This window comes from Ciceribacter sichuanensis (genome assembly GCF_024055605.1).
GTDB lineage: Bacteria > Pseudomonadota > Alphaproteobacteria > Rhizobiales > Rhizobiaceae > Allorhizobium > Allorhizobium sichuanense.
Map to the genome: position 1 here is coordinate 34,791 of NZ_JAMXLX010000002.1, position 20,811 is coordinate 55,601.

General features: G+C 62.4%; 20 protein-coding genes. 5 read left to right on the forward strand and 15 right to left on the reverse strand.

Annotated features, from left to right (window positions below):
- Nucleotides 1–25 precede the first annotated feature (25 nt).
- Nucleotides 26–751 (forward strand): Crp/Fnr family transcriptional regulator, encoded by a 726-nt coding sequence (locus tag NBH21_RS06570; RefSeq protein ID WP_250916251.1) that lies wholly within the window; start codon nucleotides 26–28, stop codon nucleotides 749–751.
- Nucleotides 752–812: 61 nt separating this feature from the next.
- Here NBH21_RS06570 and NBH21_RS06575 read toward each other — a convergent pair whose 3' ends face one another.
- The 5 genes from NBH21_RS06575 to cobA all read right to left on the reverse strand — a co-directional run bounded on the left by NBH21_RS06575 (nucleotide 813) and on the right by cobA (nucleotide 5,493).
- Entirely contained in the window at nucleotides 813–1,241 is a 429-nt protein-coding gene (locus NBH21_RS06575; RefSeq protein ID WP_250916250.1) for a L,D-transpeptidase, read from the reverse strand.
- A 130-nt stretch (nucleotides 1,242–1,371) separates the two neighbouring features.
- Nucleotides 1,372–2,352: an adenosylcobinamide-phosphate synthase CbiB gene (cbiB, locus tag NBH21_RS06580; protein WP_250916249.1), complete on the reverse strand. Its 981-nt coding sequence runs from the start codon at nucleotides 2,350–2,352 to the stop codon at nucleotides 1,372–1,374.
- Nucleotides 2,352–3,353 carry a threonine-phosphate decarboxylase CobD gene (gene cobD / locus NBH21_RS06585; protein WP_250916248.1) on the reverse strand — a complete coding sequence of 334 codons (1,002 nt, stop codon included), beginning with the start codon at nucleotides 3,351–3,353 and terminating at the stop codon, nucleotides 2,352–2,354. The genes cbiB and cobD overlap by 1 nt, the downstream gene beginning before the upstream one ends.
- Nucleotides 3,350–4,654: a cobyrinic acid a,c-diamide synthase CobB gene (locus NBH21_RS06590; protein ID WP_250916247.1), complete on the reverse strand. Its 1,305-nt coding sequence runs from the start codon at nucleotides 4,652–4,654 to the stop codon at nucleotides 3,350–3,352. Before NBH21_RS06590 ends, cobD begins: the two co-directional genes overlap by 4 nt.
- Entirely contained in the window at nucleotides 4,651–5,493 is an 843-nt protein-coding gene (gene cobA, locus NBH21_RS06595; protein WP_250916246.1) for a uroporphyrinogen-III C-methyltransferase, read from the reverse strand. Before cobA ends, NBH21_RS06590 begins: the two co-directional genes overlap by 4 nt.
- A 92-nt stretch (nucleotides 5,494–5,585) precedes the next feature.
- On the opposite strand from cobA, the gene NBH21_RS06600 reads away from it, so the two are divergent.
- The 3 genes from NBH21_RS06600 (at nucleotide 5,586) to NBH21_RS06610 (ending at nucleotide 9,569) form a co-directional block, all read left to right on the forward strand.
- A complete protein-coding gene (locus tag NBH21_RS06600) occupies nucleotides 5,586–6,716 on the forward strand; it encodes a cobalt-precorrin-5B (C(1))-methyltransferase (protein WP_250916430.1) in 1,131 nt (376 codons plus the stop codon).
- 1 nt (nucleotide 6,717) lies between these two features.
- Nucleotides 6,718–7,389, forward strand: a complete 672-nt coding sequence (locus NBH21_RS06605) for a cobalt-precorrin-6A reductase (RefSeq protein WP_250916245.1) — start codon at nucleotides 6,718–6,720, stop codon at nucleotides 7,387–7,389.
- 251 nt (nucleotides 7,390–7,640) lie between these two features.
- Nucleotides 7,641–9,569, forward strand: a complete 1,929-nt coding sequence (locus tag NBH21_RS06610) for an FAD-binding monooxygenase (RefSeq protein ID WP_250916244.1) — start codon at nucleotides 7,641–7,643, stop codon at nucleotides 9,567–9,569.
- Nucleotides 9,570–9,604: 35 nt separating this feature from the next.
- Here the strand turns inward: NBH21_RS06610 and NBH21_RS06615 are convergent, their stop codons facing one another.
- The 9 genes from NBH21_RS06615 to NBH21_RS06655 all read right to left on the reverse strand — a co-directional run bounded on the left by NBH21_RS06615 (nucleotide 9,605) and on the right by NBH21_RS06655 (nucleotide 18,394).
- The gene (locus NBH21_RS06615) at nucleotides 9,605–10,567 is read right to left on the reverse strand and encodes a nucleoside hydrolase (protein WP_250916243.1); all 963 of its coding nucleotides are present in this window, start codon (nucleotides 10,565–10,567) and stop codon (nucleotides 9,605–9,607) included.
- A 187-nt stretch (nucleotides 10,568–10,754) separates the two neighbouring features.
- Complete coding sequence (locus NBH21_RS06620) at nucleotides 10,755–11,210, reverse strand: GFA family protein (RefSeq protein ID WP_113448526.1); 456 nt, start codon at nucleotides 11,208–11,210, stop codon at nucleotides 10,755–10,757.
- A gap of 14 nt (nucleotides 11,211–11,224) precedes the next feature.
- Nucleotides 11,225–11,695: a hypothetical protein gene (locus NBH21_RS06625; RefSeq protein WP_250916242.1), complete on the reverse strand. Its 471-nt coding sequence runs from the start codon at nucleotides 11,693–11,695 to the stop codon at nucleotides 11,225–11,227.
- Between the two features lie 49 nt (nucleotides 11,696–11,744).
- Entirely contained in the window at nucleotides 11,745–12,524 is a 780-nt protein-coding gene (gene cobM, locus NBH21_RS06630) for a precorrin-4 C(11)-methyltransferase (protein ID WP_250916241.1), read from the reverse strand.
- Nucleotides 12,525–12,584: 60 nt separating this feature from the next.
- On the reverse strand, nucleotides 12,585–14,411 hold the full coding sequence (gene cobJ / locus NBH21_RS06635; RefSeq protein ID WP_250916240.1) for a precorrin-3B C(17)-methyltransferase: 1,827 nt from the start codon (nucleotides 14,409–14,411) through the stop codon (nucleotides 12,585–12,587).
- Between the two features lie 4 nt (nucleotides 14,412–14,415).
- The gene (gene cobI / locus NBH21_RS06640) at nucleotides 14,416–15,144 is read right to left on the reverse strand and encodes a precorrin-2 C(20)-methyltransferase (protein WP_250916239.1); all 729 of its coding nucleotides are present in this window, start codon (nucleotides 15,142–15,144) and stop codon (nucleotides 14,416–14,418) included.
- The gene (cbiE, locus tag NBH21_RS06645; protein WP_250916238.1) at nucleotides 15,141–16,370 is read right to left on the reverse strand and encodes a precorrin-6y C5,15-methyltransferase (decarboxylating) subunit CbiE; all 1,230 of its coding nucleotides are present in this window, start codon (nucleotides 16,368–16,370) and stop codon (nucleotides 15,141–15,143) included. The genes cobI and cbiE overlap by 4 nt, the downstream gene beginning before the upstream one ends.
- Nucleotides 16,371–16,377: 7 nt before the next feature.
- Nucleotides 16,378–17,022: a precorrin-8X methylmutase gene (locus tag NBH21_RS06650; RefSeq protein WP_250916429.1), complete on the reverse strand. Its 645-nt coding sequence runs from the start codon at nucleotides 17,020–17,022 to the stop codon at nucleotides 16,378–16,380.
- Nucleotides 17,023–17,050: 28 nt separating this feature from the next.
- On the reverse strand, nucleotides 17,051–18,394 hold the full coding sequence (locus NBH21_RS06655) for a sirohydrochlorin chelatase (protein ID WP_250916237.1): 1,344 nt from the start codon (nucleotides 18,392–18,394) through the stop codon (nucleotides 17,051–17,053).
- A 334-nt stretch (nucleotides 18,395–18,728) separates the two neighbouring features.
- On the opposite strand from NBH21_RS06655, the gene NBH21_RS06660 reads away from it, so the two are divergent.
- Nucleotides 18,729–19,514: a TSUP family transporter gene (locus tag NBH21_RS06660; protein ID WP_250916236.1), complete on the forward strand. Its 786-nt coding sequence runs from the start codon at nucleotides 18,729–18,731 to the stop codon at nucleotides 19,512–19,514.
- Here the strand turns inward: NBH21_RS06660 and NBH21_RS06665 are convergent.
- Nucleotides 19,497–20,759 (reverse strand): low temperature requirement protein A, encoded by a 1,263-nt coding sequence (locus NBH21_RS06665; RefSeq protein ID WP_250916235.1) that lies wholly within the window; start codon nucleotides 20,757–20,759, stop codon nucleotides 19,497–19,499. The genes NBH21_RS06660 and NBH21_RS06665 overlap by 18 nt on opposite strands.
- Nucleotides 20,760–20,811: the final 52 nt, after the last annotated feature.

Consider the following 20,811-nt stretch of genomic DNA (forward strand, 5'->3'; position numbering starts at 1 on the left):
GCGCGCCGGACAGGATCTTCTTGAAATGGACGTACTGAAAAGAACGACAGGCGAATGCGAGGCCCCAATGGTCTGTCGAGCCTGCGAGGCACGTCATGGTGGTGTCTGCGCTGCCCTGAGTGCCACCCAGCTTTTCGAACTCAACAAGCATTCGAACCGGCGCAAGATCGCGGCCGGCGAGGAAGTCATCGGCCAGGGCGAGCGCGTTTCGAGCTACAGCAACATCCTGAACGGCGTGGTGAAACTTTCCAAGATGATGGCTGACGGCCGCCAGCAGATCGTCGGCCTGCAGTTCGCGCCCGATTTTCTCGGTCGCCCATTCCTTGGCGAGAGCACCATCACGGCTGAGGCAGCGACAGATACCGAGATCTGTACCTTCCCGCGACCGCTGATCGATCGCATGGTTGGCGAAGCGCCGGATCTCGAGCGAAAGCTGCACATCCAGTCGCTCAAGGAACTGGACGAAGCGCGCGACTGGATGCTGACGCTCGGCCGTAAGACCGCCCAGGAAAAGGTCGCAAGCTTCCTCCACCTGATCGCGACCCATATCGATCCGGACAAGGGCAGCGCCACGACCTTCGATCTGCCGCTTTCGCGCGCCGATATCGCCGACTTCCTCGGCCTGACCATCGAGACCGTCAGCCGCCAGATGACCAAGCTGCGCAAGGACGGAGTAATCGTCATTGAGAACAACCGCCATGTGGTCGTTCCCGATCTCAATCGCCTGCGTTATGCGGCCGGCAACGACTGATCGTCACGGGCCAAGGGGCTCCAGGCATCCGGAAATTTGAAGAACCGCGCCTCACCCGACCTTACTGGGTGATGACGATTCGCGTATTGCTAAGGCCGTTCGTCGTTGCCATTGAGAAGAAGCGCGCCGCGTTGTCCGGATGCAGGCGGATACAGCCATGGGACGCCGGCGAGCCGAGCCGCTTCAGGTCGTAGGTCGCGTGGACTGCATAACCACCATTGAAGAAGATCGCGAACGGCATCGGCGCATTGTCATACTTGCGCGAACGGTGATCTTTCGACGCCCACTTGGCGCTGTAGCTGCCGACCGGCGTGACATAGCCCTTGCGCGCGGTGGACACCTTCCAGCGATATTTCACGAAACCGTTCTGCGAAACGGTCATGGTCTGCGTGGAAATGTTGATCTTTGCCGTGAGCATGCCCGCTTCCGCCAGAACCGGAGCAAATTGCAAGGCAAGAAAGGCCGAAGCCGCAATAAGCAGTTTACGCATGGTGTCCCCTGTCGATTTCCTGTTTCCCAGGATTTTTACAAGGGGCAGTTATAGTAGAAAGCTTGATATATCCGGTTAAGCTGGAGAGCTAAGAGAAGATTAAGCCCGGCGTTTCTCGCGTCCCTTCACTCTACACAGCGGCAATCAGGAAAAGCAACGCCACAAGGCCGATAAGGACATGGCAGGCGGAGTAGAAAACCCTCACGCCATCCTCGATATCCGCCGCGGTTGCCACCGCGCGACCAGCGCCGTTGATCATCGGTTCGCTGACCCGCTGGCCGCCATAGATGCGCGGTCCGGTCAATTGGATGTCGAGTGCTCCGGCCATGGCGGCCTCCGGCCAGCCGGAATTCGGCGAGCGGTGCAACCCGGCATCCCTGAGCGCAACGGACAGCGAGCGCCTCGCAGCCACAACCCCTTGAGAAAAAAGGGCTGCGAGCGCGATGACAAAAGCGGAGAGCCGCGCCGCCGGCCAGTTCGCGAGATCGTCGAGCCGGGCCGACGCCCAGCCGAAATCGCGATATTTCTCGTTCTTGTGGCCGATCATCGAATCGGCGGTGTTGAGCATTTTGTAGGCAAGGATTCCCGGCAGGCCGAGGATGGCATACCAGAAGGCTGGCGCCACGACGCCATCGGCGAAATTTTCCGCAAGACTCTCGATTGCCGCTCGGCAGATCGCCGGCGCATCGAGCGTCGCGGGATCGCGTCCGACGATCAGCGAAACCGCCCGCCGCCCGCCCTCGACTCCATCGGCCCTTAAACCCGCAGCGACCGCACCGACATGATCGGCAAGGCTCTTCTGCGCCAGAAGCACGGCGACAACAAGCACCTCGAGAACGAAGCCCGGCGGACCAAACGCTGCAAAGATCCCTTCCAGCATCCCGCCGACGAAGAGCGACAGGCAAAGCAAAGCCATGATGGCGATGACACCATTTCGTCGCCGGATCGCATCCGGCGCTCCGGAACGGTTGAAATTCCGGTCACAAAAAGCAATCGCCTTGCCGAACACCACGACCGGATGCGGCACGCGGGCCCAGACCGCCGGAGGGTCCCCGACAACACGGTCGATGAGAAGCGCAAGCGCGAGCGCGGCAAGGACCGAAGCCCCCATCATCGCCTCCATGCCTTCAATGCCTGCGCCAAACGCCGGTCTGATTCCTCATCGGGCGCAAGGCCGATCCGCAGCCATGTCGGCGCATAGTCGAAGGCGCGGGTGAGGATATGTGAGCGGCAGAGATGTTCGTGGAGTGTCGCCGCCTCGTCATCCTCCACCAGCGCGAAGAGATCGGTGCCTCCGCTGACGCGCAAGCCAGCATCGGCGAGCACGGCACCGAGCGCCGCACGCCGCGCGGCGATCCCTTGAAGAATGCTGTCCGTCTCGCCGGAAAGCAGAGAGGTAGCCACCGAAAGCGCCGGGCCGGAGACGGCCCACGGCCCAAGCCAGCTTTCCATCCTCTCAAGGATCGCAGGCGCAGCAACCACAAAGCCGAGACGAATACCGGCCATGCCGAAGAACTTGCCGAATGAACGAAAGACGATGAGGTTCGGGCGGCGCATCACCTCTCCTGCGACACTGACCTCCGGCACACAGTCACCGAACGCCTCATCGACCACCAGAAATCCACCGGACTGCGACAGGCGTTCCACTACCTCCAGCAACTGCTCAGGCTGGAAAACCCTCCCCGTCGGATTGTTCGGATTGACCGCCACGACAAGGCCGTGCCGAGTATCGACATTTTCAAGCCCGGCAATCCGCTCGACCGAGCGCCCCTCAGCCTCGAACACGCGACCATATTCGCCATAGGTGGGCGACAGGATGGCGACCGGTCTGTCGCTGGCGACGAGGCGTGGCAGCATCTGGATCGCCGATTGCGTGCCCGGCACTGGCAAGGGCAGGACTTCGCCCGTCCGGTAAAAGGCTTGAGCCGCCCGGCGTGCATCGAGTTCAAGATGGCGATCCGGCAGACGATGCCAGGCGCGTAACGGCACCTCCGGCAATTCAGGCGGGCAAGGATTGAGGCCGGTCGAAAGGTCGAGCCAGTCTTCTGCCCGACCGCCAAAGCGCGCCGCGGCAACCGTGATGCCGCCGCCGTGAATGACCGTTCCGCTCATGCCTCGGCACTCGCAAGATCGATCAGATGCATGTAGGAGCCGGCCACATTTCCGCGCTGCAGTCCCACCTGCCCCAGATCCACGCCCAAGGCGTCTTCGACTGCAAACAGGCGGTCGGCATCGCCCTCGGAAACGATCGATGCATAGTGGAACTCGTGCGCGGACATCGGCTCCATGAAGAAATCCGTCAGCGGCACCAGCGAGCGGTAACCGAGATGGCGCTTTCGCTGGGCATAGCTGGTGACGACAGGAAGAAGACCGAGCATCCCGTGGCTTACGCCGTCGCCATCGACCAGTGCCTCGCCGAGCGTCATGTAGCCGCCGCACTCGCCGTAGATCTTCACGCCCCGGGCCGCCGCATCGAGCATTCCGGCCCGGAAGACGGACGCAGAGGCAAGCGTTCCCGCATGCAACTCCGGATAGCCGCCCGGCAGATAGATCGCATCGGCTTCGGCTGACGGGGGCTCGTTGGCAAGCGGTGAGAAGAACGAGATTTCCGCCCCGCGCCGGCGCCAGCCGAGCAGCATGTGCTCGTAGCAGAAGGCGAAGGCGACATCTCGCGCGACGGCGATCTTCTGCCCAAGCGGCGGAAGGCGATCGATATTGGCTTCCGACGCACGGTCGGGAATATGTCGGGCCGTGCGCATGATCGCATCGAGATCGCAGCCCGCCTCGACGGTCGTGGCCGCCCTGTCGATGAAATCTTCCAGTTCGCCATGTTCGCCGGCCTGAACGAGACCGAGATGCCGCTCTGGCAGATGCAGCGACGCATCGCTGCGGATGACGCCCATCACAGGCATGCGGATGCCGCCGAGTGCCTCGCGCAGCATCGTCTCGTGCCGGTCGCTGCCGACCCGGTTGAGGATGACTCCGACGACGCGGGTATCGATCCGGAAATTGGCAAAGCCGCTGACCAGCGCCGCAATAGAATGGGACGCCTTGGCGCAATCGACCACGAGAATGATGGAAAGCCCGAGGATCGACGCCAGATCGGCCGCCGAGCCGCGACCGTCGGCCGCTCCGTCGAACAGTCCCATCATCGCTTCGATCACGAGATCCTTGCCGCCGAAACGGTGGATGGCGGCATTGGCGAGCAGCAATTCGCTGCGCATGCCCCAGGGATCGAAATTGAGACAGGTCTCTCCGCTTGCCGCGGCATGAAACTCCGGATCGATGTAGTCGGGGCCGGCCTTGCCGGGGGCAATCGAATAGCCGTTCCGTTTCAGCGCCCGGAGCAGCCCGAGCGTCACGGTCGTCTTGCCTGCACCCGAAGACGGCGCTGCGATCAGGAGCCCGCTCATGCGCTATCCTTCCTCTGCCGGTGGGCAAACGGATCGGGCAGCAACGCGCGCCCGGACAAGGCACCGAGCCAGTCGAGCGAAGGCCTGAGACGCACCACCTCACCGACCACGACGATGGCCGGAGGCTCAAGACCGGATGCAGCGACATCCTCGACTGCCCTGCCGAGCGTCGTCTCCAACACTTTCTGCGATGGAGTCGCTGCATCGCAGACAAAGGCAACCGGTTCGTCCGGCGAGCGTCCCGAGGCAATCAGGTTGGCGCTGATGGCCGCGATATGCTTCATCGCCATGTACATCACGATGACGGGGGAACCGCGGCCGATCGCCTCCCAATTGATCCGGTCGGGAACGACGCCGGAGGAATCATGCCCGGTCAGGAAGGTGACGGCGTGATTGATCTCGCGATGGGTGACCGGAATGCCGGCATAGGCAAGACCGCCGATACCGGCGGTAATGCCGGGAACGATGCGGAACGACACGCCATGCTCGATCAACGTCAGCGCCTCCTCACCGCCACGACCGAAGACGAAGGGATCGCCGCCCTTGAGGCGCAAAACCTTGCGACCCTCCCTGGCAAGCTCCACCAGCCGCAACGAAATGTCGCGCTGCTTGGCGGAAGGCTTGCCTCCGCGCTTTCCCGCATATTCGAGTTCTGCACCGGCACGCGCGAGCTTCAGGCAGTCCTCGTTGACCAGTGCGTCATGGACGATCACGTCCGCCTCGGCCAGAGCCTTTGCCGCAAGCAGCGTCAGGAGACCGGGATCGCCCGGCCCAGCACCCGCCAGCCAGACATGGCCGGGCATCATCGAAGGCAGATCGGAAAAGGGATCGAAACTCATGGTCTTGCTCTATGCTTCGCATGACGAAATTGCAATCGGAGAAGCCGCTCGCGACGCTTTCGGTCGAGCCCGCGAACGCCTATAACAGCGCCATGACCGACGCCGAAAAACCCGCCCCGAACGCTCCCGCAGAAGGCCGCACCGAACGGCCCGAAGGTCCCTTGCGTACCGGCTGGACGACGGGAGCCTGTGCGACTGCCGCGACCAAGGCGGCCCTGACGGCGCTGATCACGGGCGAATTCCCCGATCCCGTCACCGTCCGACTGCCACGCGGCGAGGAACCGGCCTTCGCGCTGGCCTTCGAAACCCTCGGCGACGGTTACGCAATGGCCGGCATCGTCAAGGATGCCGGAGACGATCCGGATGTCACTCATGGTGCAACGGTATTTGCCTCGGTGCGCCCCTTGCCGCCCGGAAGCGGTATCCGCTTTGCTGCCGGCGACGGGGTCGGCACGGTGACGCGCCCCGGCTTGCCGATCGCGGTCGGCGAAGCCGCGATTAATCCGGTTCCGCGCTCGATGATGTCGGCGGAGGTTATGGCGCTCTGTTCTGAACACGGGCTTCCGGGCGATGTCGAGATCACCATCGCCATCCCCGGTGGAGACGAGATCGCCCGGCAGACCTGGAACCCGCGCCTTGGCATCATTGGCGGCCTTTCCATTCTCGGCACCACCGGCGTCGTCCATCCTTTTTCCTGCGCTGCCTGGATCCATTCGATCCATCGCGGCATAGACGTCGCCCGCGCCGAAGGCATCACCCATGTTCTCGGCGCGACAGGATCGACATCGGAGAAAACCGCCCAGCAACTGCACGGACTGCCGGATGGTGCGCTGCTCGACATGGGGGACTTCGCCGGCGGCCTGCTGAAATACCTGCGCGCGCACCCTGTTCCACGGCTGACGATTGCCGGCGGTTTCGCCAAGATGGCCAAGCTCGCACAGGGCGCACTCGATCTCCATTCCTCGCGAAGCCAGATCGACAATAACTATTTTCTTTCATTGTCTTGCGTCAAAAACCTAGATCAATCAATCAAAGACAGGATCAAGGACGCGAATACTGCTCTGGAAGTCTATGGGATAACAAAGGAAAATGATATCGACATTGCCACCCAGATCGCGGAGGGTGCACGGCGCACAGCCATCGAGACGCTACGCGGCGCACCGGTCGAAGTCGATGTGGTGGTGACCGACCGGCAGGGCAGGATCATTGGTCGGGCGCCCTGAAATGCGGGAAAAGATCCTGATCCTTGGAGGCACGGCGGAGGCCGCCGATCTTGCAACCAGACTGGTCGCGGAGGGGAAGGTGGATGTCCTGACCTCGCTTGCAGGCCGCACCGCCAACCCCGCCCCGATTGCTGGCACCGTCCGCATCGGCGGCTTCGGAGGTGTCGAAGGGCTGGCGAGATTTCTGACAGAAAACCATATCGACCGGGTGATCGATGCCACCCACCCCTTCGCGACCCGGATTTCGGAAAACGCCCGCCTCGCCTGTGAGAGCGCCGGCGTCCCTCTGGAACGTCTCGACCGGCCATCATGGACGCGCGACGACAAGGACCGGTGGACCGAGGTGGACACGCTGGAAGAGGCGGCGGCGGCATTGCCGGGCGGCGCCCGCGCCTTCCTCGCGCTCGGCCGCCAATACCTCTCCGCTTTCCAGAAGCGCGACGATTGCCACTTCGTCATCCGCATGGTCGACCCGCCAGAGAAGACGCTCGGCTTCCGGGATTTCGAACTGATCCTCGGCAAGCCCTCCGGCGACCCGCGCTTCGAGGCCGAATTGCTGAAACGGCACAGGATCACCCACCTCGTCTGCCGCAACTCCGGTGGAAATGCCGGTTACGGCAAGATCCTCGCAGCGCGTGAATTGGCGCTTCCGGTGGTGCTGATAAGGCGCTGACCACACACGGAATTCCTCACCGCCCGGCCAGTGACCAGCCATGTTTCGCCTGCAAGGTCCACATTATCAGGATCGTTGCGTCCACTTAATAAGCATACATACCATTGACACGGCAATTTAATAAGCATACTTACTTATCCATCGACGGAGGAGGACAGCCGTCACGCAAAATCAAGGACGAGGATTTTCCGGCAACAGCGATGTTGGCCGGGATGCCGTTCTCATCGGCACCAAGCGGAGGAGCAATCGCAATGCAGTTTCATCTCAACGGGTTCAGAACAGGCGATCCGGACGTATCGGTCTCTTCGAAGTCTCCTGAGGACACGACACGCCCCGAGGCCTTGCCTGCCGAAGTCGATGTGCTCATCATCGGCTGCGGTCCGGCGGCGCTGACGCTCGCTGCCCAGCTCTCGTCCTTTCCGGATATCAATACGGCTATCGTCGACCAGAGGGACGGACCGCTTCGGCTCGGTCAGGCCGATGGCATCGCCTGCCGCACCATGGAGATGTTCAACGCCTTCGGTTTTGCGGAGCGCGTGCTTCGCGAGTCCTACTGGGTCAATGAAACCGCCTTCTGGAGACCGGATGCGGCCGCGAGTAACAACGTCGTCCGACATGGCCGAGTGCAGGACGTGGAAGACGGCCTCTCCGAGTTCCCCCATGTCATCCTCAATCAGGCGCGCGTGCACGATTTCTATCTCGACATCATGCGCAATTCGCCGAACCGGCTCGAACCCCACTATTCCCGTCGCCTGGTCGACCTGACGATCGATCCGGACGCCGGCGATTATCCGGTAACCGCCACCCTGGAACGGCTGGATAGCGGCCATGAAGGTGAAACCGAACAGGTCAGGGCGCGCTATGTGGCTGGCTGCGACGGCGCGCGGTCCACGGTGCGCAAGTCCCTCGGCCGGGAGCTGAAGGGCGATTCCGCAAATCAGGCATGGGGCGTGATGGACGTTCTTGCCGTTACCGACTTCCCGGACATCCGGCTGAAGGCGCTGATCCAGTCCGCCGACGAAGGCAGCATCCTGATCATCCCCCGCGAAGGCGGCTACCTCGTGCGCATCTATGTCGAACTGGACAAGCTCGCCGCAAACGAACGCGTCGCGAGCCGTAACATCACTCTCGACCAACTCATTGCAGCGGCGCGACGGATCATGCGGCCTTATAGTCTCGAGGTGAAGGAAGTCGCCTGGTGGTCCGTCTATGAAATCGGCCAGCGGCTGACCGACAAGTTCGACGACGTGCCGGAACAGGACGCCGGGACCCGCCTGCCCCATATCTTCATCGCCGGCGACGCCTGCCACACCCACAGCCCCAAGGCCGGTCAGGGCATGAACGTTTCCATGCAGGACACCTTCAATCTCGGCTGGAAACTCGCCTATGTCCTTCAGGGACGTTCAGGCCCCGAACTGCTGCACAGCTATTCGGCCGAGCGTCAGGCCATTGCCCAGGATCTCATCGACTTCGATCGCGAATGGGCGAAAATGTTGAGCGCCCCGCTGAAATCGGACACGAACCCCGATGGCGTCGAGCCGGCGGAAGTCCAGAAATACTTCGTGCAGCACGGCCGCTACACGGCCGGGACCATGACCTGTTATGCGCCGTCTGTGCTCACCGGACCGGCAACCCATCAACATCTTGCGGCCGGTTATCCGATCGGCATGCGTTTCCATTCCGTGCCGGTCGTCCGGCTGGCCGATGCGAAGCCCATGCATCTCGGCCACGCCCTGAAAGCCGATGGTCGATTCAGGCTCTTCGCCTTCGCCCCCGATGAGGACCCGGCAGCCCCGTCGTCCGCCATCCGTGCGCTCTGCGATTTCCTGTCGAATTCGCCCGCGTCCCCTCTGCTGAAATATACCCCCGAAGACGACGACGTGGATTCGCTGATCGATCTCCGCGCAATCTTCCAGCAGAGCCATCGCGACCTGTCGCCGGAAACCCTGCCCGCCCTTCTTCTGCCGGTGAAAGGCAAGTTCGGCCTCAAGGATTACGAAAAGGCATTCTGCCCCGATCTCAAGAATGGCCCGGATATCTTCGATCTGCGCGGCATCGACCGGAAACGCGGCGCCCTCGTCATCGTCCGCCCCGACCAGTATGTCGCTCATGTCCTGCCGCTCAACGCTCATGCCGAACTCGCCGCCTTCTTCGACGGGTTCCTGCAGCCGAGGAGATAGGCCGATACAAAAAAGGGGCCGCTTGGCCCCTTTTCTCAGTCTTCCTTCACGCTGACGATCGTGTCGTGAATGACCTTCAGCACCGCGTCGGGTTCAATGTCGACGCAGACCTTCTGGCTCGGCAGGTTGTCCCAGTCGCTTGGGCCGAAACCACGCGTATCAGGTTTCTGGATCGTCGCGCCGTCGGCAATGCCGCCGCAGACGACACGCACAGAACCCGAGCGGGTCGTGAAAAGTTCCGGCGCCACGACATAGACGCAGGCGCAGCTATCATGCACCACCATGCCGTCGGGCACGCGGCTCTCGTAGAACTTGATATAGAACTGCGAGAGAGCGAACAGCAGCCGAGCACGGCTGGAGCCCGCCGCGTCGCGGATGTCTGCAAGTTGCTGACGGGTCATCACCGTCTTCGTGGTCACGTCCAGACCAACGATGACCACCGGCCAACTCGCGGTGAACACGATATCGGCGGCTTCCGGATCGCCATGGATATTGGCCTCGGCAGCCGGCGTCACATTGCCGTTGATATCGAAGGCGCCACCCATGATGACGACTTCCTTGACCAGAGAAACAATCTCAGGATCTTCCTTCAACGCATTGGCAAGGTTTGTCATTCTTCCAACCGCCACCAGCGTCACCTCACCCGGATTGGCCCGGATGGTGTCCACGATGAAGCGATGGGCCGGCCGCGGATCGACAGGAAGGTCTATACTCTCGGGCACGCCGATATTGCCGAGACCGTCATCACCATGGATGTACTTCGGCGGCTCGTGGGAAACGCGATGCGGGATGAAGGTCTCGCCGGCGCCGCGCGCCACAGGAGCATCGATCTTCCACTCGCGCTTGAGGAACAACGCGTTGCGCGTCGTCGTCTCGATGGTCGCGTTACCGAAGACCGTGGTCACACCAAGAAGATCGATCTCCTGATGATGATGAAGGAAGAGCAGCGCCATGGCGTCATCGACGCCCGGATCCGTATCGAAAATGACCTTGTGCATGAAATCCGCCGAATTGCGTTTTGGAAGGAATGCGAAGCCGTTGTCTTAGAGCAATTCCAGCAAAAGTGTGAAGCGGTTTTGCGTCAGGAATTGCGTCGAAACAAAGAGATAGAGCATAATCCGACCGGAGTGAAACGAGGATCGACAAGATTATGCTCGAAGATTTGCCGATGTCGCGCCAACCGGCTCAGTTGCCCGATTGGGCGAATTCGGCCATCAGGCCGGGAAAGTCCTCCATCGGCGGAAATTTCGGGTAGCTGTGCCGCGCCGGCGTTTCAGCCCAGGGCAGCTTCTCGCTGGTGTAGCTTTCGATGAAAGGACGGAAACCGCCGAAATCATCGAGAAGTGCTGAACGTATGTTGACGAAGGGTCCCATGCCATCGAAACGCGTGAACATCCAGCTCATGCAATGGGGGCAGAAGAAATGCCGCAGATCTCCGTGCAGCCCGCCGATCTCCGGCTCGAGGCCGGAAACCTCGAACGCCTCCAGCGGGTAGAGCGAACTCAGCGAAAACGCGCTCGACGTCATCTTCTGGCACCCGGTGCAATGGCAGGCCATCGTCATCATCGGCCTGCCCTTCACCTTCAGCCTCACCTGCCCGCAGCGGCAGCTGCCTTCCGTAATACCGTCCTTTTCCGACATGGCATTCCTCCCTTTCAACAATGACGATTGGCCAGTCTTCGCGCCCGGTCCCCATCCCGCGCATGATCCCGGCGCCTGATGAAATCGACGGCGCGCGGTCGGGGATCGTGGAGATACTGGTCAGGCCCCAGCATCTTGCGCGCGTTCAACTGTTCGGTGTCGAGCGCGTCGAAATCGACATCCTCGATAACGCTGCTCCAGCCGGGGCTGTGCGCAGACCAGCCCTTGCGGTGATGCGCCAGAAGCCGGTCGCGCAACGAGTAACCGTGAAAATCGAAAGCGATAATGCCGTCTGTCACATACATATGCCCGCCCGCGAAGCCCTCGGCGGGAATGATGCGCTCGGCATAAAAGCCCTGGAGCGGCGGTTTCTGGAGATAGACGCCCGCAAGGATATGGCATGCGCCATAGCCGAAGAAGATGCGGTCAGGCAGCGCCCACCGCCTCACCGGGTCCTTCTTGATTCCGCGCTTGAGGATGTACATACGCGAAGGCTACAGCTTTGTCCGCCGCGGTCAACGGCGGACAAACCGGTTACTTCACGGCCTTCTTCTTCTTGCCGACATTCCTCAACACATGGCTGAAGTCGGAATTGTAAAGGTCGCTGTCGCGGAATTCGACGTGACCGAACACCCTGCCGACCATGATCAGGGCCGTGCGAGTGATCTTCGCCTTGCGCACCTCCTCCGCCATGTCCTTCAGCGTCGTACGGATGAAAAGTTCGTCCGGCCAGGTCGAGCGATAGGCCACGACAACGGGGCAATCCTCGCCGTAATAGGGCACAAGCGTATCGCGGACATGGCCGAGATTGCGGATGGAGAGGTGAATGGCAAGCGTTGCCCGCGACTTGCCGAGGATCTCCAGCGTCTCGAACTCCGGCATGGAGGATGCCTTCATTTCGGTCCGCGTGATAATGATCGTCTGGGCGATCTCGGGCAGGGTCAGCTCTGTCTTGAGCCGTGCGGCGGTCGCGGCAAAGGCGGGAACGCCCGGCACCACGTCGTAGGGAATACCGAGCGCATCGAGCCGCCGCATCTGTTCGGCGATCGCCCCGTAGATCGACGGGTCGCCGGAATGCACCCGCGCCACATCCTCGCCACGCGCATGCGCGGCTTCGATCTCGGCGATGATCTCGTCGAGATGCATCGGCGCCGTGTCCTTGACGATCGCTCCCTCCGGAGCGGCCCTGACGGTTTCCTCCGGCACCAGCGAACCGGCATAGAGACATACCGGGCACCGCTCGATGAGCCTTAGCCCCCGCACGGTTATGAGATCAGGTGCGCCGGGACCGGCACCGATGAAATAGACGGTCATGCTGTCATCCTTGTCAGTATTCGAGGTCTGTGCCGCGGCAAATGAATGAAGATGCGGACCTCACTCGGCCGCACCCTTCATCCCCGTATCCGACTTCCCGGAATAGCCGCGCGGCGTGTAGACCCAGGTCTTGCCGTCGCCCATGGTCACCGTGCGGCTCTCCGACGATCCCACCACCACCACGGTCAGCATGTCGACGTCGTCGACATTGAGTTCGCCGAGCGGAACGGTGCGGACATGTTCGCCGGGCCGGCCGAGATTGGTGGCGAGGATCACCGGCGTGTCGGCCGGGCGGTATTCCAGAAGCTTGTCGCGTGCCCAGGCAAGCTGCGTGCGGCGCTTCATCGATACCGGATTGTAGAAGGCGATGACGAAATCGCCCTCGCCTGCCGCCTTCACGCGCCGCTGGATATGCTCCCAGGGCGTCAGCAGGTCGGAAAGTGAGATGGTGCAGAAATCGTGGCCGAGCGGAGCGCCGATGCGGGCCGCAGCCGCCTGCAGAGCGGAAATGCCGGGCGAGACCTGCACGTCGATCCGGCTTGCGGCATCCGTAATCCCGCCCTTGTCGAAAAGTTCGAACACAAGCGTCGCCATGGCATAGATGCCCGCATCGCCGGAGCAGACCAGCGCCACCGTCCTGCCCTCGCCGGCAAGCTCCATGGCATGCACGACGCGCGCCTCTTCCTTGCCGAGGTCGAAATCATGCCGCGCCTTGCCGCAGGCAAGCGGTCCCAGCAGGTCGAGATAGAGGGAATAGCCGACGAGATCGGTGGAGGCCGCAACCATGGCCGAAACCTCAGGCGAGCGCCACTGGTCGGCCCCCGGGCCGATACCGACCACGTAGAGCGTGCCACGCGCCCGTCCTACAGCATTGGCTTCCACGATACCGCTGGAGCGGGCAATAGCGGCGGTCGCTCCTTTCGACTTGATCTTGGCGAGAACGAGTTCGCTATCTGCACCGGCCGCTGCCAGCGCCGCACCTTCGGCGACACCATGGCACCCGACCTCGGCGAAAACGATATCCGACGGGTTCTTTAACCTCGGGGCCTCTTCCTCCAACCTTGCAGCGCTGAAGAACCGTGCCGGCACGCCGAAATGCGCGGCAACCGCATGGATCGCCCGTTCGTCGGCCTTGAGATCGATAGAGGCCACTGCCGCGAGGCTCTGGCGGGCGAGGCCGCTTTCCTCAAGCGCCTGTTCGGCGAGCGCGATTGCCTCCTCCGTCGAAGCATTGCGCTCGCAACCCATGCCGAGCACCAGGGTTTCAGGATGATAGACCAGTTCGAGCGCGCCTGCCGTCTTCGGCTCGTCGGTAACCGTCAGTGTCACCTTGCCGTCTTCAGAGAAAGGAATGCGCGAGGAGGATAGCCACGACGCACTGCCTTGCAACCGTGCGGAAGCGCCCGCGACAAGCTCGGCCATCACCGCCTTGGCGTTTTCCGGATTGGCAAGCCCATAGCCCGCCGGCGGTTCATCGAGAGCGAGGCCGAATTTCAGGTCGCCCGCCGTGGTGATCGCCGCGCGGCAGTTGAGGCCATCGGCGATCTGCCGCGCCAGATCGTTGCCACCGTGATGACCGCCGAGCAGCGGCACGACGGAAGCGCCGTCCTGCGAGACGGCAACAACCGGCGGCTCGGCATGCTTGTCGGCCAGCAGCGGCGCAAGTATCCGCACCAGCGCTCCACAGGCCATGACGGCGACAATCGGCCGTCCGGTGGCAAACAGTGTCGCGATATGGGTCTTCGTGTCCTCGAACAGGACGTCGGCATCGCTGGTCCGCGCTTCGGCCCCATGCAGCTCGCCGCCGATGGCGAGTGCGATCTTGCGTCCGATATCATGGCCGGCCTGCGACAGGATGACGACGGCAGGTTTCTGGGCAAGGGTCATTGGATCATTCCGTTGCAGCGGCGGTCCGGGCGTTCCAGCCCTCCCCGCCCTTGTAGATAAGGATCATCGAGAAATAAGGCGCGCTTTCCTCCGCCACATCGGCCAGCGGCAGCACGCGCTGTTCGGCAAGGCTGACGCGCTCGACATAGCCTGCACATGACGTCAGTCCCATCGCCTCGATCAAGGCGCGGATGCGGGCGAAATGCCGGCCGACCTTGATGATGGCGACGGCACCCGCCGCCTCGATCCGCGCCCGCATGATCTCGTCGTCGAGCGGACCGGGCACGATGCTGAGCACGTCGTTTCGCGCTGCAATCGGTCGACCGAGTGCCGCCGCCGCCGCCATCATCGAGGAAACCCCCGGCACGATCTCGGTCTCGTAGCGGTCGGACAGCCGTTCGAACAGGTACATGAAGGAGCCGTAGAAGAAGGGATCGCCCTCGCACAGCACCGCCACGTCGGAACCGGCGTCCAGATGACGCGCCAGTGTCTCCGCCGCCCCGTCATAGACCTCCTGCGCCGGGAAACGCTCGACCCGCATCGGCACGATGACGGGCACTTCCAACTGATGCGCGCCGATATAGGGCGCAGCAATCTGCCGGGCAAAACTCGGACCGGTATCCGGCGCGGGATACGCAATGACCGGCGCGCCCGTCAGAATGCGGTGTGCCTTCAGCGTGATGAGTTCCGGATCGCCGGGGCCAAGACCGAGGCCATAGAGTTTGCCGGTCATGCCGTCTCTCCCTTCGTCACCGACCAGATCGTCACCGGCATCAGCGACTTCCATCCGCAATAGCGCCCGACAGGCGCCGCGCGCGCGACCTGCAGTCGGACGAGTTCACCGCCATGGATGCCGCGCAGCTCGGCAAGCCTTGCCTCGCCCTCGATGGTCACCGCATTGGCGACCAGCCGCCCGCCCACCGGCAAGGCCTCCCAGCAAGCCTCGAACAGACCTTCATGGGTAATGCCGCCGCCGATGAAGACGGCATCGGGCGCATCAAGACCGGCAAGGCCCTCCGGCGCCCTCGCCTCGACGATATCGAGATCCGGCAGGCCGAGAGCGTCGGCGTTCTCGCGGATCATCGCGACCCTTTCAGGCTTTTCCTCGATGGCAATGGCCCGCGCGCCGAACCCGATCCGCATCCATTCGAGCGCAATCGAACCACAGCCTGCGCCCACATCCCACAGCAGTCCATGCGGAAAGGGTTGCAGGATGGACAGCGTCACCGCCCGGATTTCCTTCTTTGTCAGCTGCCCGTCATGGCGGAAGGCATCGTCCGGCAAGCCCGCCACAGGCGAAACCAACGGCGAATCCGAAACGCAGTCGATCGCCAGCGTGTTGAACTCCGCGATCTCGGGTTGCGCGCCCAGAAGCTCTGCGGCTGTCATGGCGAACACCCGCTCGCGGTCGCCGCCCATATGCTCCAGCACGGTCAGAACGGAATTGCCGAAGCCGCGCTCCACCATCAGCGCCGCTGCACCCAGCACCGTTTCCGCCCCGGCGGTAAGCGCCAGGATACGGTGCCGGGGCATCAGGTGCCGGTTGAGAGAGGCAAGCGGACGACCATGCAACGAGATCGTCGCCACCGACTGCAGCGGCCAGCCGAGCCGGGCGGCGGCAAGCGAAAAGGCCGAAGGCGATGGCAATACGTACATTTCACTTGCCCGCACATAACGCCGGAGCGTTGCCCCGATGCCGAAATGCATGGGATCGCCGGTGGCGAGAATGGTGACGGACGAGCCGCGCAGCTTCAGCACCTCGCGCAAGGTCTCGCGGAACCCGCCACTCCAGTTGAGAATGCGCTTGAGCGCCGGAAGCGCACTGCCGTCGATCACGGCATCCAGCCGCTCGCCGAGCACCAGCGTTTCCGTCTGCCAGATGATCGATTGCGCTTCCGGCGTCAGGCTTTCGAGGCCGTTGTCTCCGACGCCGATGATGGTCAGCCATGGTTCAGTCATTGGCGTTTCAGTCATTGGCGCCGAGCCCTCCCGCAAGCGCATTGACGGCGGCAGAGGCCATGGCCGAACCGCCCCGCCGGCCGCGAACCGCGATGAACGGCACTCTGCGGCTGTGCTCGATCAGTTCGTCCTTGCTCTCCGCCGCGCCGACAAACCCGACCGGAAGGCCGAGGATCAGCGCCGGCTTCGGCGCTCCCTGATCGATGAGTTCCAGCAGCCGGAAAAGCGCCGTCGGCGCATTGCCGATGGCAACCACAGCCCCGACAAGCCTGTCACCCCAGAGGTCAACCTGCGCAGCGGAACGCGTATTGCCGATTTCAGCCGCCTTCGGCCTCACGCGCTCATCGTTCAGGAGGCAGATCACTTCGTTGTCCCCCGGAAGCAGCCGCCGGATAATGCCGTGGCGAACCATTTCGACATCGCAGAGAACCGGCGCGCCGGCGGCCAGCGCCGCAGCCCCCGCGTCGAATGCCCCGTCCGAAAACGCGATATCGCCGGCAAGGTCCGTCATTCCACAGGCATGGATCAGGCGGATCGCCAGCTTCTCCATCCCACCGGAAAAGCGCGACAAATCCGCTTCCCGGCGGATCGTCTCGAAGGACTGCCGATAGATCTCTGCCGGATCGCGGATGTAGTCGAACGAGGCGCTCAGCGGATACTCCTCTCTGGATTGGAAGCCATCACTTCTTCTTCATCGAATTGGGCCCGAGCGGATGGTCCGCATGCGGGTAAGGCGCGTGGTGATGACCGTGATGCCCGTGGTCGTGCGAGTGACCATACCCGTGGTCATGTCCGTGATCGTGATCATGGTCATGATCGTGGCCATGATGTCCATGGTGGTGATCGTGGTCATGATCGTGATGGCCGCAGCCGCAGTTCGGGCCGTGTTCGTGAGCCGCCGGCTTGCCGCTGGAGGGAGCGTTCATAACGGCTTCCAGCCCAGCATCGGGTGCGGCATTCAGGAGGTGGCCGTATTTGCCGCCGAGCGTGGTGGAGGCGCCATAGTCGAAGGCAGGCGCCAGATCGTTCGGCTCCGCATGGCTGTGCACCGGCGTCCACGGCAAGCCGTGTTCCTTGCAGAATTCCGGATCGCGACAGGACGCATCGCAATCGCCGCCGCATGGACAGTCTTCGAGACCTCCGCCGATGCCCTCGACATGGTGGTGATGGCTTTCCTGCGGCTGGCCGAGATCCGCCTCGAAGCCGAGAACCTGCTCCCGATACTTGCACATCTGGCAGTTCATCAGCGCGGCACCCTCGAGGATTTCCCCGACGCGATCCTGAAAGGCGTCCAGCACCAGCGGATGGTCGTTGAGATAGCTCGCCTTGACGAACTGGATCTCCGGATGCCGCTCGGCAACGACATCGGTATAGCTGTAGATGCGCTTCACCAGCACACCGGTGAACAGGAAATACGGGAAGACGATGATGCGCTTGTAGCCGAGCCGGGCAGCATGCTCGAGGCCCGGCTCGACCAGCGGGAAGGTCACGCCGGAATAGCAGGTTTCGCCCCAGCCGAAGCCCATGCCTTCCCAGAGCATGCGCATGACCTTGGTGGCGTTGGAATTGGCATCGGGATCGGACGAGCCGCGCCCCACCACCATCAGCAGCGTCTCGTGCTTGTCGACGAAACCGAGCGTCGCGTTCGCCTCGTCAACGGCCTCCTGGATACGGTCCCCGGCAGCGCGGGTCATCTTCAGGTCGATCCCGAGTTCCCGCCCGTAGGTGATGACCATACCGGGGTTCTGCGCCTGATAGGTGTTGAGCACCGAGGGAATGTCGTTCTTGGCGTGTCCCGCAGCAAACAGCATGCCGGGAACAGCCAGAACCCGCGTCACGCCTTCGGCACGGAGCTTGTCGAGGCCGGCTGAAATCACCGGATTGCAGAATTCGAGATAGCCGTATTCCACCGGCAGGTCGGGATTGCGCTCGCGCAACGCTTCCGCGATCACCGCGAATTCGCGCGCTGCGTTCTGGTTGCGGCTACCGTGTCCGCAAACCATGATTCCGAGTTTTTCAGCCATGAGCCAAGGCCTCCATGCTTCGTTGCCGTTTATGTACGAAGCGCCGGAACCGCATGTTGCGGCTCTCTGGCCTTGGGGACAGCTCCGGAATTGGCCCCCTGATTGGGTCGGCCGCACCGGACTATTTCCAGCCTGTCGAACAGGCGCCGTCGCACATGAGACAGAGCTTTATCGAAGGCGACATGACCGGTCAAACCCGTTTGCGCCGGATTGTGTGGAGGATGCGCCGAAGGTCTCAGATGCGACCGGCATTCGCCCCGCAACGTGTTGCCCCGACTGGCGGTTTGGTGCATGACAGGACCTCCCGCCGCAGCCGAAACTACACAGGATCATCGTGATCGATCTCGCACTCCAGAGCCTGGTGCTTCTCTTTCTCGCAGCCTTCATCGCCGGCTTCATCGATTCGATAGCCGGCGGCGGCGGTCTGATCACTATTCCTGCCATGCTGATCGCGGGCATTCCGCCACTTGAAACGCTTGGAACCAACAAGTTGCAATCGATGTTCGGGGCCGGTTCAGCGACCATTGCCTATGCGCGACGCGGCCATGTCGACCTGAAGAGCCAGTTGCCGATGGCGGCGATGGCGGTATTCGGCGGAGCTGTCGGCGCAGTGATCGCGACGGTCGTTCCCGGCGACTTGCTGCGCGTGATCATGCCCTTCCTGCTGATCGCGATCGCACTTTATTTCGCGCTGAAGCCCAACCTGCACGACGAGGACCGCCACCAGCGCATGACGCCCTTCGTCTTCGGCCTGACCTTCGTGCCGCTGATCGGCCTGTATGACGGCGTGTTCGGCCCGGGCACCGGCTCCTTCTTCATGCTGGCCTTCGTCTCGCTTGCCGGTTTTGGCGTGCTCAAGGCCACCGCCCACACTAAACTTCTCAATCTTGGCTCCAATGTCGGCGCCTTCGTGGTTTTCATGGCAAGCGGTGTGGTTCTCTGGAAGGTCGGGCTGCTAATGGGCTTTGGCCAGTTCCTGGGTGCGCAGGCAGGGTCACGGCTCGCCATGCGCATCGGCGCAAGGCTGATCAAGCCGCTCCTGATCGTCACCTGCGTCGCGCTAGCATCGAAACTGCTGATGGATCCGACCAACCCGGTTCGCCTATGGGTGGGGTTCTGAGGCCCCGGACAAAGGCTTGGCCTCCAGCGGGATGCGGTCGGCAACACCGGTTCGCAACGACAGGAATTCCCATACGGCCACGATCAGAAGAATTGCGGTTGCGGAAAACTGCAGTGCGAAAGGCGGCAGGCTGGAGACGATCCCCAAGCCGACGATAGCTATCGCCCCGGCGCAATGGGAACTCGGCAGCCCGCGCCCCGCAAGAAACTTGAGCCCACCCGTACCGGTCAGGAAAAGCGCCGGCCCGCCGGCAATCGTTACTGTTTCCCGCAACCCTGCCGGATCGAACGCCTGCGAGAGGCTGAAATCCTCACCGACGGCGGTCATGACGATGCCCATCACGATTGGCAGATGGCCGTAGACGAACAGTACCTCCGCAATCAGTTGCGGGTTGCGAGTATTTTCCGCCTTTCTTGCCATCCTCTTCTGGCCATCGTGAAAATAGAGCCACCACATCAGCACCGTGCTTGCGAAAGCGCAGCAGAAAACGAGAAAAGTCAGCGGAGTCTGCATGTGCTCGACGGCGGTCTTGCCCGTCGTCAGGATCGTCTCGCCCAGGCAGATGATGACGAACAACGCGGTACGCTCGGCAAAATGCTCGCCTGAGACCCGGAGTGTTTCGCCGTTCGCGCCGCGCATGAGGCCGGGCAGATAATAGTTAAACGTCGGGGCCGCATATTCGATCAGGATCGCGACGCTCCAGAGCGCTATTCTGGATGAGGGCTCGACCAGCGCTCCGCTCAGCCACAACCAGGCAGAGAAGGTAAGCCAGATCGTCATTCTGAGAAACGTCAGAAAAGCAGGCCGGTCGGCATTGCGATGGGCAAACAGGGAAAAAAGCGACCGGCCGATCTGCATGGCGGCATAGACGGAAGCGAACAGCAACCCTTTGTCATGGAAGGCTTCCGGCAGTGCGATCGAAAGCAGTATCCCGCAAAACATCAGCGCAAAGAGCAGGAGCCGCACCTCGGCTTTCCGGGTGTCGAGAAGATTGGTGAGCAGCGTCGTCTGTATCCACACCCACCACAGCGCGAGCAGCAATATCGCGGCTTCCACGATGGATGTCATACCGAAATCCTCGGCAAATGTGTGCGACATCTGGATCAGCGCGAACACGAATACGAGGTCGAAGAACAGCTCGGGAAACCCGGCCTTTTCCCGATCCCTGCGCAAAAGACCGCCTTCCCCGCTCGCTCTCCCGTCACCGGAAGTGTCGTGTTCAGACGCGGCCCTGTCCAATGTCATCTCTGCTCACTCACGCCATCTTTCCAGTGGTTGAAAAACGGCAGAGGTCGGG

What these genes read in the sequence shown, in the direction of transcription:
- NBH21_RS06570 (WP_250916251.1), top strand. Translation starts at nt 26, where the DNA reads ATGGACGTACTGAAAAGAACGACAGGCGAATGCGAGGCCCCAATGGTC.
- NBH21_RS06575 (WP_250916250.1), bottom strand. Translation starts at nt 1,241, where the DNA reads ATGCGTAAACTGCTTATTGCGGCTTCGGCCTTTCTTGCCTTGCAATTT.
- cbiB (WP_250916249.1), bottom strand. Translation starts at nt 2,352, where the DNA reads ATGGGGGCTTCGGTCCTTGCCGCGCTCGCGCTTGCGCTTCTCATCGAC.
- cobD (WP_250916248.1), bottom strand. Translation starts at nt 3,353, where the DNA reads ATGAGCGGAACGGTCATTCACGGCGGCGGCATCACGGTTGCCGCGGCG.
- NBH21_RS06590 (WP_250916247.1), bottom strand. Translation starts at nt 4,654, where the DNA reads ATGAGCGGGCTCCTGATCGCAGCGCCGTCTTCGGGTGCAGGCAAGACG.
- cobA (WP_250916246.1), bottom strand. Translation starts at nt 5,493, where the DNA reads ATGAGTTTCGATCCCTTTTCCGATCTGCCTTCGATGATGCCCGGCCAT.
- NBH21_RS06600 (WP_250916430.1), top strand. Translation starts at nt 5,586, where the DNA reads ATGACCGACGCCGAAAAACCCGCCCCGAACGCTCCCGCAGAAGGCCGC.
- NBH21_RS06605 (WP_250916245.1), top strand. Translation starts at nt 6,718, where the DNA reads ATGCGGGAAAAGATCCTGATCCTTGGAGGCACGGCGGAGGCCGCCGAT.
- NBH21_RS06610 (WP_250916244.1), top strand. Translation starts at nt 7,641, where the DNA reads ATGCAGTTTCATCTCAACGGGTTCAGAACAGGCGATCCGGACGTATCG.
- NBH21_RS06615 (WP_250916243.1), bottom strand. Translation starts at nt 10,567, where the DNA reads ATGCACAAGGTCATTTTCGATACGGATCCGGGCGTCGATGACGCCATG.
- NBH21_RS06620 (WP_113448526.1), bottom strand. Translation starts at nt 11,210, where the DNA reads ATGTCGGAAAAGGACGGTATTACGGAAGGCAGCTGCCGCTGCGGGCAG.
- NBH21_RS06625 (WP_250916242.1), bottom strand. Translation starts at nt 11,695, where the DNA reads ATGTACATCCTCAAGCGCGGAATCAAGAAGGACCCGGTGAGGCGGTGG.
- cobM (WP_250916241.1), bottom strand. Translation starts at nt 12,524, where the DNA reads ATGACCGTCTATTTCATCGGTGCCGGTCCCGGCGCACCTGATCTCATA.
- cobJ (WP_250916240.1), bottom strand. Translation starts at nt 14,411, where the DNA reads ATGACCCTTGCCCAGAAACCTGCCGTCGTCATCCTGTCGCAGGCCGGC.
- cobI (WP_250916239.1), bottom strand. Translation starts at nt 15,144, where the DNA reads ATGACCGGCAAACTCTATGGCCTCGGTCTTGGCCCCGGCGATCCGGAA.
- cbiE (WP_250916238.1), bottom strand. Translation starts at nt 16,370, where the DNA reads ATGACTGAACCATGGCTGACCATCATCGGCGTCGGAGACAACGGCCTC.
- NBH21_RS06655 (WP_250916237.1), bottom strand. Translation starts at nt 18,394, where the DNA reads ATGGCTGAAAAACTCGGAATCATGGTTTGCGGACACGGTAGCCGCAAC.
- NBH21_RS06665 (WP_250916235.1), bottom strand. Translation starts at nt 20,759, where the DNA reads ATGACATTGGACAGGGCCGCGTCTGAACACGACACTTCCGGTGACGGG.